We start from the raw sequence: 13,842 nt of genomic DNA on the forward strand, positions 1-13,842 counted from the left end.
TCACACCGGATGGCGGATGTCGTACGGCGGTTCGCCGTCCGGATTACCGCGCTGCAGGGCCGCCAGCGCGGCCTCGACGCGCGCGATGTTCTCGGGATAGTCCAATTCGTAGACCGGCTCGTGCATCACGAACGGCAGGATCCGCCGCCCGCACATCATCCCCTGTTCGAGCACGACGTGCGGCCGGACAATGTCCACGTAGCCGTTCTGCCAGTAGACCTCCGGCAGCGACTGGCGCGGCAGGCAGTAGGGCTCCCCGCTCTCGACGGGAATGACCGGTTCGAGCAGTCCGCCGACGACTCGCCACATCTTGTACGGGGTCTGCGACGGGGCCGTCACCGACCGCAGCGAATCCGCGGCGCCATGCCGGAGCATCAGGTCGATGGCCTCGTCCACGCGTGCCGCGCGCCTGACCGGACCGGTCGGACGCAGGTGCACGACCAGGTCGCAGGCGTAGCCCTCGGCATCGCGCAGGGTCTCCAGCGCGTGGCGAAACACCTCCAGGTCCGTTGACAGATCCTGGGCCAGCGCCGCCGGCCGCATGAACGGGACCTCCGCGCCGTGCGCGCGCGCGACCCGCGCGATTTCGTCGTCATCGGTTGAGACGATGGTGCGGGTGATGTGCCGCGACGCCCGCGCCTGCTCGATCGAGTAGGCAATCAACGGCTGGCCGGCGAGCATCATCAGGTTCTTGCGCGGAATGCTCTTCGAGCCGCCGCGGGCGGGAATGATCGCCAGGATCTCGGGCCGCCGGGCCGATGCCGTCACGATAGCGTCACCGCCTGGCCGAGGGCCAGCGACTCGCGCGCGGCGAGCGCCACCCGCAGGCTCCGCGCCGCCTCGCGCAGCGGCACCATCGGCGCGTGGCCGCCGGCCATGGCGGTCATGAAGTGCGAGAGCTCGTCCACGAACAACTGGTTCCGCTTGAAACCGTCGAAGGTCTGCCGCTCGACCGCGCCCGCCGCGGTGGTCATCGTCAGCGAGGGGGCATTGAGGTCCACCTCGATCACGCCGTGATCACCCTCGATCCGGCAGGTCCGCGCCGCCGGCCTCGTGAGAAAGCTCAGGTGCAGTTCCACGATGACGTCCCGATCCGCGAACCGGTAGTCCATGACCGTGATTGCCGTGTCTTCGACGTCGATCTCCAGCTGGCCCAGGCGGCCGCCGGTGGTTGTCACGCGTTGCGGCAGGCCGAACCACCAGGTGAGGTAATCGAACTCGTGGATGTAGCAGAGGATGACGCCGCCACCCAGGTCGGCGCGGGCGGCATACGATTGCCGGTAGTCCTCATACGGATGCGCCAATGGCAGGTACTCGCCAAACTCCGCGCGCACCGATCGCAGCGGGCCAATCGCGCCCTGGCACAGCAGCGCGCGTGCCCGCGCCAGCGCCGGGTGACAACGCAGTTGATAGCCGACCGTCGCCACCAGCCGTTGCCGTTCGACGACGGCGATCAGGTCATCGACGCCGTCCCCAGTGTGCGAGAGCGGCTTCTCGATGAACAGGTGACAACCGGCGTGGGCGGCCGCCATGGCGGTCTGCAGGTGCAGACTGTTCGGGTTGCAGATCATGACCGCGTCAGGACGCTCCGCCAGGGCTTCGTCCAGACTCGCGAACGAGCGGATGCCGCAGGCGGCTTCCACCGTGACGGTGTCGTCGATCGTCATCGTGTCGGTGATCACCTGCGGGAGTCCGCGCACGCGATACGCCAGGATTTCGACGCCGGCCCCGCACGACGCGCGCAAGTTGCGCGCGTGCCGCTGGCCGACGCTGCCAAGCCCGGCAATCAGGACCTTCATCAGGATGCGGCGCGCGACAGCGGCGGCGGCAGGTGGCCCCGCAGGTGCGCCAGGTTGCGGCGCGCCATCGCGACCGGATCCGGGCCGGCAGGAGTTTCCAGGATCACGGCTCCGGCGTAACCGGCCGCAGCGAGGGCGGCGAAGAAGCGCGGAAAGTCGGCGTCGCCCTGGCCGAGCGCGACACTGCCGCCACCGCGCGTGCGATCCTTGATGTGCACGCCGCACAGCACTGGACCGAGCGCCCGCAGATCGCCCGCCGGGTCGTGGCCCATCGACGTGGCGTTGCCGACATCGTAGTACGCCGCCAAGGCCGGCGAGCTTGCCCGATCGATCAGGCGTCTCAGGGGTTCACCCGGCCAGTCGCTCTCCAACCCGACGCGGATGCCGAGCCGCGCGGCGGCCGCGAGCGGTTCACCGAGCGCGCCGAGCAACTCGTCGGCTTCCGCCTCGGTGAGAATCGCTCCCCCCTCCAGTACGGGGACCAGCACCACGCCGATGCCGGCCTTGGCACTTCGCTCGATCAGCCGCGTCAGCAGGATGCCGTGCTGTTGTCGCTCGGCCGCGGTAACGCGCACGAACGGCCGATCGATGAAGCAGTCGGCGCAGAGCGAGGTCAGCCGGATCTCGTGTTCGGCGGCCAGGGCACGAATCTCGGCCATGCCGCGATCGGTCCAGATCGGATTGTCGTCGAGGCCATCGCCGGTCACGAGCCACTCGATGCCGCCAAAGCCGCACGCGCGCGCCGCCGCAAACTCATCGCGCCAGCTCGCCGCGGGGAACGCCTGAAGCCGGGCGGCCGGAGGGCGTGACAGCCGGCCCTGGAGGATGCCGATGATGTTCACGGCTTGAGGCCGACGCGGCGCAGCTTCCGCATGGTCGCCACCTCGCTCGCGTAGACCCGCTTGACACCGTCACCAAGTGCCAGTTCCACCGCGTGGATGTCTTTGACGAGGCGCGTGAACCCCTGCGGCTCGACCGATGCCGCCTGATCGCTCCCCCACATGGCGCGGTCCAGTGTGAGGTGGCGTTCGACCACCGCCGCGCCCACGACCACCGCGGCCACCGTGGTGGTGAGGCCGACTTCGTGCCCGGAATAGCCGACCGGCACGCGGTATCGCTGCTGCAGGACGGGAATCATCCGGAGGTTGAGTTCCGCGGTCCGGCTCGGGTAGGTGCTGGTGCAGTGCATCAGCACGAGTTGGTCGCGCGACAGGATCGCCACCGCGGCGTCGATCTCTTCGAGCGTGCTCATGCCGGTGGAGAGCAACAGCGGCCGGCCGGTGCGGCGATGGCGTTCGAGCAACGCATGGTCGGTGAGCGACGGCGATGCGATCTTGTAGCAGGGCGGGTCGAAGCGCTCGATGAAGTCCACCGACGCCTCGTCCCAGCACGACGCAAACCACGGCAGCCCCGCCGCGCGGCACGCCGCATCAATCGCGAGGTAGTCGTCGTGGCCGAACTCGAGCCCCCGTTTCAGGTCGCCGTTGGTGGCGCCGAACGGGCTCTCGCGGGGCTCGGCCAGCGCCTCGGCCGAGTAGACGCGCTCGACGGTCCGCTTCTGGAACTTCACCGCGTGACAGCCGGCGGCGGCGGCGGCCGCAATCAGCTGCGTCGCCAGCTCCACGCTGCCGTTGTGGTTGATGCCGATCTCCGCCACGATCCAGGCCGTCTGGCCCGGTCCGACCGCGCGCCCGCCGATGGTCACCGTCGTCATGCCAGCGCCTCGGTGCGGAACCCGCGCGGCAAGACGATTGGCGGGCCGTTGAGGATGCCGTCGCAGACCACGTCGAGCGCCGGGTTTCGGCCAGGCTCGAGGTCGGCCATCGTGCGCAGCACGAGCCGGTAGGGCGGTTCGAGGGGGCTGGTCGTCCAGGTCATGGGCACGTGGTAGCGCAAGAAGAACAGGTGAAAGTATTGCCGCGCCAGCGCGATCGCGCCAGGGTCGGCGACCGCGCGGTTGCCGGCCGCCCAGGTGTCGAGCCAGTCGGCATACGCGCGGCGAGAATCGATGTCTACTGTGAAGCCCTTGCCACGATAGTGCGGATTGCCGCAAACCACCGTGGTGCGGCCGCGAATCACCGACTCGAGGCCGGCGGTGCTGTTGTAGGCGAGCACCAGGTCGGCGGCCCCGCACAGCGCCGCCGCAGAAATCGGCTGCTCCGGCTCGAGCAGGATCACGCCCGGCAGCCCGGCGGGCCACGCCTGCCGGATTTGATCGAGAATGCGCTCGCCGGTGGTGACGCGGGCTTCGGCCGGGTGCGCCCGCACGATCAGGCGCACCTCGGGGTGCCGGGCGAGGGTGCCAATGGTCTCGCGCAGCCAGTCGAACACGCCGGAGAACGCGACGTCACGGCCGGCCGTGGCCAGGTCCCACGTCACGTTGGTGAACGCCACGGCGACCTTCGACGCGGGGCTGATTCCCAACTCGGCGCGCAGATCGACCGCCGCGGTGGCGGTGGCGGCCGGTGGTCGATCGTCGTAGGTCCGCGCCGGGAGGTCGGCCAGAAACGCATCGACGTCGGCCTCTTCGGCCGCCGTCAGCGGTTGGCCGCGAGCCTGCCGCCAGAGGTTTTCGAGGTCGGGGTCCATGCAGTCGCGATTGATCGCGTAGATGTGGCGATCCCATCCGCCCTTCCCCATCTCGCGGCACACCACGCGCACGCCCCGCGCCTGCGCCAGCTCCGAGGCGATGCGCCACATGAAGTGGGCGCCGCTCTCGGCAATCACGACGTCGGGCTTCACCTCGTCCAGCCAGCGCTCGACGGCTTCGACGATGACCAGCGCGCTGACCAGGAGCCGGCGGCGCACGGCGACGTGGTCCGGCGCGTCGCCGCGCGCGTCGCGGCGCAGGAAGTGACAGCCCGAGACGTGCAGCCAGCTTCCGACCGGCCAGCCGTTGAACACAAAGGCCTCGAGGTCGGCGTCGGCCACCTGCCTCACGGTGGCGTGGGCCCGCACCTGGGCGTCGGCGGTGACCAGCGAGCGCACCCCGCGCCACGGCAGCCCGCATGACTCGAGAATGCCCCGCTTGTCGTCGATGCAGCCGGGGCAGCGGTCGCCGCGCCGCGTGAACACCGTCCGCTCATCGCAGATCGGCAGTTCCGGCAGATCGCATAACAGCAGCTCGGCGCGCGCGCCGCGGCGCTCGAGGGCGTGGGCCAGCAGGATTTCCAGGACCAGGTGCCAGCAGCCGCTGCCAAACGTCGCCACCGCGACCTTGGGGCCGGCGTCGCCGCGGCCGGCGCGCGGCGGCGCCGACTCGATCAGCGCGCGAAACTCGCGCTCGAGGCGCCGCTTGTGCATCGACGACACCAGCCGGTTCTGGATGCGCTCGACGGTGTCGCGGGCGAAACCGCTCACGCCAACTGGCCCATCTGGTCGGCGACCGGCTGCCGCCACAGGAAGTCTTCCTGCGCGCCCTCCGCGGCCCACGCCCCGAAGGCCCGCAGATCCGGCGCGGCCTTGAGTTCCTCGCTGCTGCGCGCGGTGACGCGCACGCGCATGGTCGCCTCGATGTCACGCTCGTGCTCGATCACGACGCTCGACAGCGGCAGCGGGCGCAGCAGGAATGCGCCGTAGGCGTAGCGCTCGGCCAGGGTGCGTTCCGCGGCGCTCATCGCCGGCATCGTGTGGAGCCGCGCCAGCCGGTCGAGATACTCCTCCCGCGTCGAGGAATCGGTGGTGAAGCCGCGGTGGTCGTAGCGCCCGGTCCCGGCCGTCAGCACGCGGATTCCAAAGCTCGCCGCCTCGATGCCGATGGTGCCGCGCACCGTCAAACAGTAGTCCATCACGCCGAACAGTGAGAACGTGTTGATGTCGGTGCCGGGAGGAACGATGGTCACGTGCGGGGGCAGCGCGCCGATCCGGGTCCGCAGCGCCACCAGTTCGCCGGCCTCCCCGCTGAACCGTTCCATCGCGTTCTTGGCCACGTGCACCGGGTGAATCTTGATCACCCAGTTGAGCGCGGTGTTGGCGCACGCGGCGCGCACGGTCTCGACCAGCCAATCCTCGTAGTTGCCGAACAGGTCGGTGCCCCAGAACAGCGTGGCGTCCCAGATCACATGCGGAAAGATCACGGCGGTGGGCTTTGCCGGATCGAGGCCCAGCCGCGCGCGCAGCTCCGGAGCGGTGACAATCGACTTGTTGATCTGCGTGCCGCCCCGGCTGTACCAGTCGCCGGCGGCATAACTGTCGGCGAGTTCGGCGCGAAGCGCCGCGCGCTCCTCATCGGACCAGCGCGCCGCCGTCATCTTCGCCCACGACTCATCCGAGAGCGACGCGTGATGCTGATCGCGGTTGCCTTTGTGGTAGCGCTTCAGGATCAACGCGCTGCTGCGATGGGCGTCGAACCACGTCAGCACATCGATCCCGCGCTCGACGCATACGTCCATCATCTCGCCGTGACCGGTGTAGCGATTGCCCATGAAGATGACGACCTCGGGCCGCACGCGATCGACGATGCGGTGGGCGGCGGCGGCGCGGGCCATGCCGGCGGCCAGGTGATCGAGCAACGTGCGGCGGGTCAGCTCCTGCGTGAAGTCGAGCCGGCCGGCTCGCAGCGATCGAAACGTCGTCGACAGCGCGAAGCGGGCGACGCGAGCGCCAAGGTACTCGAACCCGATCACGTCTTCGACGCAGTGAGCCCGCGCCACCACCGCGGCGGCCTCGCGCCGCGGCTCGGCGTGGGTGAACTGCTCCCAGTGCACGAACTCGCCGACGCCCGCCATCCGGAAGTACTTCGCGAACTGCTTGTCGGTGAGCACCACCGGTGTGAAGCCGCCGAGTTCCAGGCCCTTCACCAGTCCCGATTCCACCTCCGCGCCCTTGATGGTGCCCTTGGTGACGAGAAGCGCGCGCCGCGCCGGCCCGGGCGCCAGCAGCGACGGCCCCAGGACCGGGGCGTAGGCCCGGTGCCACGCCCGGTACTCCTCCCGGTTCCTGCGCTCGAACCGGCGGAACTCCGCGTTGAGCGCCAGGCGGCCGAGGTAGCGCGCGCGGCTGATCACGCGGTCAAGACCGACCGTCCGTAACGCCGCCTTGAGCTGGTCGCGGCGGGTCACGCGGCTCCCGGACGCCGCTTGGGATGCGGTCTCAGGTCGGACGGATCGCGGTTCACGTACTGGTGCAGGAACGACCCCGTCCACCGCGCGTCGAGGCGCGGCTCGGCGCGGAAGGTGGCCGGCCGCACCTGGAAGACCAGGACGTCGCGGTGCGAGGTCCGCGCCAGCGTGGCGCGATGAATCACGTTGTCGTCGAACATCACGACGGTGCCGCGAGGTCCGGTCACGGCGTGCCGCTCGTATCCGTTGGCAAGATAGCGCTCGACCTCGGCGGACGGCACGCGGCTCTTCCAGTGGAGCGGCGCCAGTGGCGCCCCGTACGCCGGACGCCCGGAGCCCCGCTCGCGCACGAACTCGAACGGCGCCGTGCCCTCGTTCACGTCGGTCAGGTACACCATCACCTTGATCACCTCGCGGGGATGGTTGTCGTAATGCCACAGCCACGATGCGTCCGGCGTCTGCTCGCTGATCGGGCTGCGATAGACGTAGACCTTGTCGACCACGACGAACGAACCGTAGAAGCGCCGCTCGATCTCGTCCATCAACGGTTCGCAGAGTTCCGGCAGGCCGTCGAGCGACAGCGGATCCAGCAGCTGGATCGCGATCACCTGGCGATTGATCACTTCAGGTTGGGCCTCGGTGCGCGGTCCCGGCATCGCCGCGCCCAACGGCGGAACGAACTGGCACTGCGCGGTGATGCCGAGCGCCGCATCGGCGGCGGCGGCGACGCGGCTGACCACATCACCGTGCGACGCCGCCAGCGGCAGCGGCGCCGACGCGTCTCCGGGCCGGCTGACAATCACGCCGAGGTCGTGAATGCGGCCGGCGTTCGGCGCGGCCGCGGGATGGGCGCGGCGAAACGCCCGCTGCGCCCGCCGGTAGTGCCGTGAGTAGCGCCACAGGATGTGCCGGCCCTTGAGCAGGTCCCATGCCTCGCGGGTGCGGCGCCCGGCGTAACGGGCAATGGCCACTGGTCCGCGAAGGCGCACGCCCAACGTCCGTTCGGTCAGCAGCCTCACCAGGCGGCGCCCGGCCGCCGGGTCCATTTGCTTCGCGGCCTGGTACACAGCGCGATGCCGCGCCGCCCGGCCTTCCGCGCGGTCCTGCGCCAGGCACTCGGCCCAGTTGCGCGCCAGCCGCTCGCGAAGGGCCTCCCGCGCCACGGCATCGACGTCGAAGGCGTCGAGCACGAACCCATAGAGCCGATATCGCTCCCGCACGGTCACCGAACGAGGCGCGCTCGCGCGGACGGTGCGGTCATGGCTGCGAAAGCGATTGAGCGGTTGCGCCACGTAGGCGACATCGGCCTCGCGCAGCATGCGGGCCCAGAGCATGTGGTCGGCGGCGAGGCGGAACGTGGTGTCAAACCCGCCGCAGCGATCGAGCAGCGAGCGCCGGAGCAGGACGGCGCTCGCGGTCGGAATGGTCTTCTGATCCAGGAGGAACGGCAGCTCGATTGCTGCGGTAGTGATGAAGTCCCGGTCCCATCGCGGGTGAGAAGGGCTGACCGATTGCGGCGTGCCGCCGGCGTCGATGATCCGGGAGCGGCAGTAGGCGAGCCCAACCGGCGGGTTCGCGTCCAGCACGCCGGCCAGCACCGCGAGCAGCGCCGGCTCGCACGAGTCGTCCGCGCCCGCGAAGTACAGGTACTCGCCGTGCGCCATCGCAGCGCCATCGTTCCAGCGCTGGTACGCGGATCCCGAGCGGGTGTCGAACCACACGGCGCGGATCCGCGGATCCCCCGCGTACTTCTCAATCACCGCCCGGCTGCCATCCGTTGAGGCATCGTCCAGCACCAGCAGCTCGAAGTCACCAAGCGTCTGGTCGAGCAGCGACCGCAACCGCTCGTCCAGGTAGGACGCGTAGTTGTAGTTGGGAACGATGACGCTGACCTTCACCGGCATGCGCGACCCGTCCGCAGCACGCCGTGCCGTGCCAGTTCCGTCAGGGCGTGCCCGGCCGCCGCGTCAATCGGCGGTTGCTCCCGGTACCAGGCGACATACGCCGCCAGCCCCTCGGTGAGTGAGGTGGGGTGCCACGCTCCGAACATCGCGCCATAGGCCCGCAGGTCCGCCGACGCATGCCGGATGTCGCCGACGCGGTAGCGTCCGGAGGCGGCGAGCGTGGGCGACACCCCGGCGATCGCGGCCAGCCGCAGGGCCATCTCGCGCAGGGTCGTGCGGCAGCCGGTGCCGACGTTCAAGGTGTGTTGCCAGCGACCCGGGTGGCTGATCCCCGACACCAGCGCTCCCACCACGTCGGCGATGTAGACGAAGTCACGGGACATCTCGCCGTCTTCGAACAGGTCGACGCTCCCGTTGGCCAGCATGCCGGTGGCAAAGTTGGCGACGATGCCGGTGTACGGGTTCGCCGGCTGCTGCAGCGGGCCGTAGACATTCTGGAACCGCAGCACCAGCAACTCGAGGTCGTGGGTCGCGGCCGCCATCTGGAGCGCCTGTTCCTGCCACAGCTTGGTCAGCCCGTAGATCGAGACCGGCCGCACCGCCGCCGCTTCATCCGCGGGCACCGGCTCGAGAGGCTCGCCCGCCGCGTTCTCGAACTCCCAGCGGCCGGCTGCCAGGTCCGCCTCGCGCCGCGCTCCCGGATACAGCAAGCGGTCACCATCGCGATACGGTCCCTCGCCGTACACCGCTCGGCTCGACGCCAGGATCACGCGCGCGGGCCGCGAGCGGAGCGACGCCAGGCCCTCGCACAGGCAGACCGTCGCGCCGGCGTTGGCGTCGATGTAGCGCTGCTGTTGGTACATCCCCTGCCCGGTGCCCGTCAGCGCGGCGAGGTGAACGAGCACTTGCGCGCCTTCGGCCGCTTCCCGCCAGGCGTCCACGTCGTGAAGGTCGCAGCGGACGCACCGGGCGCGAGCGGCGACATCCGGCGGGAACGCCGCGGCCGGTCCGTGCACGTCGGGCACGAGCGAGTCGATCACCACCACGTCGTCGCCGGGAGGCAACGCGTGAAGCAGCGATCGGCCGATGAAACCCGCCCCGCCTGTGATCAGGATCTTCATCAGCGCAACCGCGGGCGTGACTGCCGGTTTGCCCACCCGGACGCCAACAGGTGCGGCCAGGTGGATAGCGGGCGGCCCGACACCGTGGCCCACGCCGCCGACAGGCGGTGCTGCCAACGCTGCCGGAACGCCGCCGGCCGTTCCCGCGTCCGCCGCCACACCGCCGCCACCGGAGAGGAAGCCGCGCGCGACGCCCACCGGCCGGCTCGAGCCCAGCCAACGCGGTTCGCCAGGCCGGCGTAACACTGCAGGCGCGCCCGCCGCCACGGACTGACGGCCGAGCGCAGGGCGAGATCGATGAGCCGGCCGGCTTCCGCCTCGAGTCCGGCGGCGGCGCAGCTGGTGGCGGCCCTGGCCAGCTTCGCGGCGTAGCGATCGAGGTCGGCGGCCGCGACCCCGGCAGCGAGCGCGTAGCCGTGCATGCGCTCGTGAATCCACGCGTAGTCAGTCAGGGTGTGGGGAGGCACGCCGCCCTTGCGCTCGCCGGTCAGGTGGTGGATGTCGCGCTTGTCGGCGAGGTAGGCACGGCAGTGGTGCAGCCGCACATTCCGCGATGCCGCGCGGCCCTCGAATTCCCAATCCTCGTAGATGGCCAGCTCGCGGAAGGGGCCGTTGGCTTCGACCACGTCCCGCCGGTAGAGCGGCGACGGCGCCGCCCAGACCCTGCCCATCAGCAAGTGCGGAAACAACCGCGCGCGGCTCTCGCCGGTCCCCCTGGCGGGAAGTCCCGACCACTCGCCGCCCAGCGGGTACTCGCGCGTCAGGCAATACGAGATGCCGCAATCCGGATGGTCGCGCAGCCCGCCGACCTGCCGCGCGAACTTGTCGGGCATCAACAGGTCGTCGGAATCGAGGAACTGGATGAACTCACCGCTCGCGGCCTCGAGTCCGGTGTTGCGCGCCGAGGCGACGCCGATCGCGGCGGTGCGCGCGAAGCGCACTTCATCCGGATGCGCCGCGGCCAGCGCCTGCCCCACCGCCGTCGTGTCGTCGCTGGAGCCGTCGTCAACAATGATGGCTTCGATCGGCCGGTAGGTCTGCGCGAGCACGCTCTCGACGGCCGCCACCAGCAGCACCGGCCGGTTGCGGACCGGGATGATGGTTGACACGAGTCCGGGACGGCACTCGATCATGGGTCCATCTGCTGGCCGGTGCCGCCGCCGACGGCGGCGCCCTGGGCCAGTGACTGATTGAGCGCGTCCACCATCGCGTCGATCGCCGGCGCGCGGTCGCCATGCTGCCGCTGAATCATGGCGAAGCTGTGCGCGAGGTTTCGCTCGCGAGTGGCCTGGCCGAACATCAGGGTGCCTTGACCGCCGACGTACCGCCGGAATGGCACCGGGCCGAAGAGCGCGACGTGATGGCCCGCCAGCCAGGCTCTGAGCGACAACTCGTGATCGACCAGCATGCCGACCTCGCCGGGGCGGCTGTAGTCGAGACTGAAGCCGCCGAGCGACAGGTAGACGTCGCGCCGGTAGAAGATCGGCCCGATACTGACACCCTGCACGAACATTAAGGGCAACCCGGAGGCGGCGTCGCGAAACGGGATGTCCTTGGCGTAGGTCCACTTACGCGCTTCGCGGTACCCGAACACCTCGCGCGCCTGCACCTTGTCGGACGGCGCCGACAAGTCGAGCTGCCAGCCCTGGTGGCCGCCGAGCACCGCCAGGCGCGGGTAGCGGTCGAACAAGTCGAGGGCCTGCGCCGCCCACGCGCCCGAATCGGGCGGAATGTCATCGTCCTGGAGGAGGCAGACCACTTCGCCCCGCGCCAGGCCGACGGCGCGGTTGTAGGCGCGGCTGTCGTGCACGTCGTTCGACCGGATGAGGAAGTCGTTCGGCCGCGACAGCAGGCGTTGCCACTCGCGCTCGGAGCCATCGACCGAACCGTCGTCGCACACGATCAGTTCCTCGGCGATGGTCCGGCGCAGTCCCGCGGCGATCGCCGCGATGTTGTCGCGATGATTGAACGACAGCAGGATCAGGGAGAGCCGCGGACGCTCGCTGTGGGTGTGCGGGCTGACCGCCCGCGCCGCCTTGTCGGCGCGCACGCGTGCGATCAGCCGCTCGCGGCGGCTGAACAGGGCCGTCAACCGCCGCCACGCCCGCCGTGGCAGCGCCCGCAGGGCGGTGTCAGGCATTGGCACCCGCCAGCGGCGCCGGGGGCGGCGGCTCCGCCAACCGGCTGTCGCGCTCCAGTTGCAGGGCGTCCCACGTTCCCGATCGCACTACCTTTCCGCCTTCCATCACCAGAATCATGTCGGCGTGCCTGATGGTCGAGAGGCGATGCGTGATGACCACGATCGTGGTCCGGTGGTGAATCGCGTCGATCGCCTTCTGGATGCGCTGCTCGTTCTCGGTGTCGAGTGAGTTGGTCGCCTCGTCGAGCACGAGGATGCGCGGCCGCCGCAATAAGGCGCGGGCAATCGCCAGCCGCTGGCGCTCGCCGCCCGAGATCAGGACGCCGCCGGCGCCAACCAGGGTGTCGAGGCCGGCGGGCAGGCCCGACACGAACGCATCGGCCGCCGCCAGCCGGAGGGCGTCCCAAATCTCGTCGTCGGTGGCTTCGGGGCGTGCCCACCGCAGGTTGGCGCGCACCGTGTCGTCATAGAGAAACGTCTCCTGCGGCACGTAACTGGTCTGCCCGCGCCACGACGCCATGCCGTCGCGCGTCAACGGCTGGCCGTCCACCAGGATCCGGCCGGACGTCGGCGACAGCAGCCCCCAGCAACAGGTCGGCCACCGTGCTCTTCCCGGAACCCGACGCGCCGACAATGGCCGTCGTGTCGCCGGCCTTGATTTCGAGATCAAGATCGGCCACCGCCGGTGTCTCGCGGCCCAGGTACGAGAACGACACGCGATCGAACCGCACGCTGCCGGTCAGCGTGACGTCCGCCGGCGAATCGACGCGAGGCTCCGCGGCCGCAAGGCAGTCGCGCTCGAGTTGCCTCACGATCTCGAACACCGGCAGCGTCGACGCCAGCGCCTGGAGATGCCGGTAGACCGCGACCAGCCGGGGCATCAGCCGCGCGAAGATGAACAGCATCACGAGCAACAACGCCGCCGGCTCGTTGAGCAGCGCGGACGAAGCGTAGACGATGAACGCCAGGAGGATGGTGGACCCCAGCTCCAGCATGCGGTGGAAGTCGGCGTCGCTGGCCGCCGCCTGCAGGGTCACCGCTTTCGAGTCGCCCGCCAGTCGCACCACGACGTCTTCGTGCCGGGCGGTCACGGCGTAGCTCTTGGACACCTTGACGCCGCCGACGTGTTCGACGATGGCCCGATGCAGCCGCTGCCGCTGGCGCGCCGCCGTCGTGCTGAGTGTGCGCGCCTGATCGAGCGGGCCGCGCACGAACCAGCCCAGCACGACGGCGCTCACCAGCACGAGCACCGCCATCTCGGGCGAGAGCCGGAGCGCGAGAGCGAAGTACACCGCCGCCACCACCAGCGCCACCAGCAGATCCATCAGGTTGCCGGCGGCCACGCCGACGCGACCCACCTCGGTGATGATGACGTGCATGAAGTCGGACGGAGTGCGGGTCACCAGGAAGCGCCACTCGGCTCCGACCATGGCCTTGTAGACCCGGAGGCGCAACGCCTCCGCGAGGTTCTCGCGCAGCGATGTGGTGAGCACGGATTGCGCGCGCTGAACCACCGCGCGCACGGCGGTGATCGCGACAAACAGCAGGAGCACGGCTCCCAGCGTCGGCGCCACACCAATGGCCCCGAGGCCGGACGTGATCCACCCGCCCGCACGCGGGAGCGGATTCTCCTCGACCGCGCCGACCAGCTCGAGCAGGGGCGCCAGCAGCAGCACGCCGGCGCCTTCGGTGGCCGTCAGCAGGAGCAGGAGCACGGCGGCGCCGGCGGCTTCCCGCGGCGAGGTGCGGATCATCTCGCCCAGCAGCGCCCGGGCACTGTGCGGCAGCCGCGCGGCCCGGCGCGCCTGACCCTCGCGC

12 protein-coding genes are annotated in these 13,842 nt (G+C 70.3%); all 12 read right to left on the reverse strand.

From position 1 onward, the window contains the following. The 12 genes from WC815_13955 to WC815_14010 are packed head-to-tail and all read right to left on the reverse strand — an operon-like array spanning position 1 to position 13,778. Positions 1 to 768 (reverse strand): acylneuraminate cytidylyltransferase family protein, encoded by a 768-nt coding sequence (locus tag WC815_13955; GenBank protein ID MFA5909879.1) that lies wholly within the window; start codon positions 766 to 768, stop codon positions 1 to 3. Continuing rightward, complete coding sequence (locus WC815_13960; GenBank protein ID MFA5909880.1) at positions 765 to 1,799, reverse strand: Gfo/Idh/MocA family oxidoreductase; 1,035 nt, start codon at positions 1,797 to 1,799, stop codon at positions 765 to 767. Before WC815_13960 ends, WC815_13955 begins: the two co-directional genes overlap by 4 nt. Beyond that, a complete protein-coding gene (locus WC815_13965; GenBank protein MFA5909881.1) occupies positions 1,799 to 2,641 on the reverse strand; it encodes a sugar phosphate isomerase/epimerase family protein in 843 nt (280 codons plus the stop codon). The genes WC815_13960 and WC815_13965 overlap by 1 nt, the downstream gene beginning before the upstream one ends. After that, complete coding sequence (locus WC815_13970) at positions 2,638 to 3,513, reverse strand: N-acetylneuraminate synthase family protein (GenBank protein ID MFA5909882.1); 876 nt, start codon at positions 3,511 to 3,513, stop codon at positions 2,638 to 2,640. The genes WC815_13965 and WC815_13970 overlap by 4 nt, the downstream gene beginning before the upstream one ends. Next, positions 3,510 to 5,159, reverse strand: a complete 1,650-nt coding sequence (locus WC815_13975) for a hypothetical protein (GenBank protein ID MFA5909883.1) — start codon at positions 5,157 to 5,159, stop codon at positions 3,510 to 3,512. Before WC815_13975 ends, WC815_13970 begins: the two co-directional genes overlap by 4 nt. After that, positions 5,156 to 6,859: a hypothetical protein gene (locus WC815_13980; protein MFA5909884.1), complete on the reverse strand. Its 1,704-nt coding sequence runs from the start codon at positions 6,857 to 6,859 to the stop codon at positions 5,156 to 5,158. The genes WC815_13975 and WC815_13980 overlap by 4 nt, the downstream gene beginning before the upstream one ends. Further along, positions 6,856 to 8,763 (reverse strand): glycosyltransferase, encoded by a 1,908-nt coding sequence (locus WC815_13985; GenBank protein MFA5909885.1) that lies wholly within the window; start codon positions 8,761 to 8,763, stop codon positions 6,856 to 6,858. Before WC815_13985 ends, WC815_13980 begins: the two co-directional genes overlap by 4 nt. Continuing rightward, positions 8,754 to 9,884 carry an NAD-dependent epimerase/dehydratase family protein gene (locus tag WC815_13990; GenBank protein MFA5909886.1) on the reverse strand — a complete coding sequence of 377 codons (1,131 nt, stop codon included), beginning with the start codon at positions 9,882 to 9,884 and terminating at the stop codon, positions 8,754 to 8,756. Before WC815_13990 ends, WC815_13985 begins: the two co-directional genes overlap by 10 nt. Beyond that, on the reverse strand, positions 9,884 to 11,017 hold the full coding sequence (locus tag WC815_13995; protein MFA5909887.1) for a glycosyltransferase family 2 protein: 1,134 nt from the start codon (positions 11,015 to 11,017) through the stop codon (positions 9,884 to 9,886). Before WC815_13995 ends, WC815_13990 begins: the two co-directional genes overlap by 1 nt. Then, on the reverse strand, positions 11,014 to 12,024 hold the full coding sequence (locus WC815_14000; GenBank protein MFA5909888.1) for a glycosyltransferase family A protein: 1,011 nt from the start codon (positions 12,022 to 12,024) through the stop codon (positions 11,014 to 11,016). The genes WC815_13995 and WC815_14000 overlap by 4 nt, the downstream gene beginning before the upstream one ends. After that, complete coding sequence (locus WC815_14005) at positions 12,017 to 12,574, reverse strand: ATP-binding cassette domain-containing protein (GenBank protein MFA5909889.1); 558 nt, start codon at positions 12,572 to 12,574, stop codon at positions 12,017 to 12,019. Before WC815_14005 ends, WC815_14000 begins: the two co-directional genes overlap by 8 nt. Beyond that, complete coding sequence (locus tag WC815_14010; protein ID MFA5909890.1) at positions 12,489 to 13,778, reverse strand: ABC transporter ATP-binding protein; 1,290 nt, start codon at positions 13,776 to 13,778, stop codon at positions 12,489 to 12,491. The genes WC815_14005 and WC815_14010 overlap by 86 nt, the downstream gene beginning before the upstream one ends. Between the last annotated feature and the right edge of the window lie 64 nt (positions 13,779 to 13,842).

This window comes from Vicinamibacterales bacterium, from assembly GCA_041659285.1.
Taxonomy (GTDB): Bacteria; Acidobacteriota; Vicinamibacteria; order Vicinamibacterales; family UBA2999; genus 12-FULL-67-14b.